General features: G+C 31.9%; 1 protein-coding gene and 1 pseudogene. Both read right to left on the reverse strand.

Annotated elements, in window-relative coordinates; translation table 11 throughout:
- Positions 1–283 (reverse strand): annotated as a pseudogene (locus tag PVV65_RS09520) (hypothetical protein); the annotation flags it as partial.
- A gap of 85 nt (positions 284–368) precedes the next feature.
- Positions 369–1,091 carry a hypothetical protein gene (locus tag PVV65_RS09525; protein ID WP_273789996.1) on the reverse strand — a complete coding sequence of 241 codons (723 nt, stop codon included), beginning with the start codon at positions 1,089–1,091 and terminating at the stop codon, positions 369–371.
- Positions 1,092–2,155 lie beyond the last annotated feature (1,064 nt).

Below are 2,155 nucleotides of genomic sequence, written 5' to 3' on the forward strand. Positions count from 1 at the left end.
AAACGCGGGCGCGGTCACAAACATGCGCATTGCCATAAACAAAGCCCATAATAATAGCCTTATCAGAAACCCTTGCATTTTCATAAATATAGGCAGGATTTAAAACAAGAGCATTATCATATACCCAACAATTGCCATCATGAGAAAGGTTGTTTTCACTTTCAATAAAACCACCTAAATCGCCAGCCTTTACATCAGCAAAGTCTCTTAATGCTTTAATGCGATAAAGAGTTTGATTATTTAATACACGTGTCTCATTTGTGAGTGCAAATTTCTTTTGCATGGCACAATTCCTTTATAAGAAGATTTAATTTTTGAATGAAAGAATTTGGTTAGAAAGCAGGCGCCCCCGCACCGCCTAGTGTTAATTACATTGCCTCGTCATAATATTCATGACGGTAATAATCATCATCACTACCAAATCTTGGAATTGCCTCATCATGAATTTGATCATCTTCTGTTAAAGAGGCAGCACTATGAACACAAGAAGAGCCTGATACATAAGAACCACAAACCACGGCATCATCAATAACATAAGAATGATCACAGATATAAGCACCATCGCTTATTTTTGCATTGCCTCCGACATGAGCATCATCACAAATAACAGACATATCAGAAATATGAGCATGACCACTTACACGGGCGTTATCATAAATTTTAACATTGCCTTCAATTATAACAGCATTTTCAACATGAGCATTGCCATAGACCTCACAATAATCATTTATTGCCATGCCTTGAAAAATAGCATTTCCATAAATTTTAGCATCGCCATAGACGTCAACAAAAAAGCCTTTAACTTTTGCATTCTCAGAAACCCGAGCGTTTTGAAAGACGCGTGCTTTATCATACACCCAGCAATTGCCCTCATGAGAGAGGTTATCTTCCTTTTCAATATAGCCCCCGAGGTCGCCTTTTTTGACATCATCAAAATCTCTTAATGCTCTAATTCGCTTTAAGAAATGACCATCGATATATTCACAATCATCAATAAATTCATATTTTTTTGCAGGCTCTTGTTTATTATTAGATGCGGTTTCATTTAAAATAGAAGAAATAACGGGGGTGTTTTTTGATGTAGTTTTCATAACTAAATCCTTATCATAAAATTGTTTTTCAATTGACAGCCCATAAGGGCGCCGGGTGTTGAAAAACACGGTGATAAGTCCGTTGCTTACATTTTTCCTATAAAGGTATTCTATGGTGTAAGCACACCCGACAGAGTCATTATATGCTAATTAACACATAAAAGACAGTCAGTTTTTTTAATGTATTGGGAAAGACCTTATCGTGATCTACCCGCTTATCAAAAGTGTTTTTCATCACTTGATTATTTATATAACAAAATACGTATTTATTGTCAATTATTATTTTATCTTTTTTGATATTTTTTATGTTTTTTTAAATGCATTATGTGTATATATTTGTCATATGCTTATCAAGCGCTTCTTTTGTATTTATATGATTTTAAAGCTATATTATGGGCTTTCTTAAACGATTGCGTTATTTTTTGAATCTATACATTTATAATATTTAAAAACGCTCTCATAATGCGTATTTTTAACTTTATAACGTATCTATTTTTTCACTAAATGGTTTTTAAATATTTCTGTTAATTTCTTTTATAACACATTTGCAACTTAATAGCTTTTATAGGGCTTATCTTTATAAGCAATCCATTAATTTGCATTATGATTATGAAAGCCTGCTTTTTTCACGCGTGCTTTATAGCTGTTATCTTCTTTATAGCCATGGCATTATTTTTCATTTTCATAAGAGAAACGATAAATAGGATAATTGTGATTTATTGCTTTTTATGAAAACATCTAAAGAGAGATTGATAACTATAGAGATTAGCAAAATCCCTTTTAATAGACTTTTGTCATTTTTGTCAGTTTAGTCAGTTGTTTTTAGACCCTAGAGTATTTTTTTAAAATGAGAGTAAATTAAAAACATTATTTTTCAATAGGTTAGCATTTTAATGATACAACCCTTATTAAGATTCACCCCATAAATTCAACTCATAATATATATTTGTCAGTTATGTGTCAGTAAATTGAACTGACAAAAGTGATCATTTTAGTGAGTGATTAAAACGTGCTTTATGAAAAGCATATGAAAATGAAAACTGATTACGTTATCAAAATCCCTT

Origin of the sequence: Bartonella sp. ML70XJBT, assembly GCF_028618425.1 — a bacterium.
Taxonomy (GTDB): Bacteria; Pseudomonadota; Alphaproteobacteria; order Rhizobiales; family Rhizobiaceae; genus Bartonella.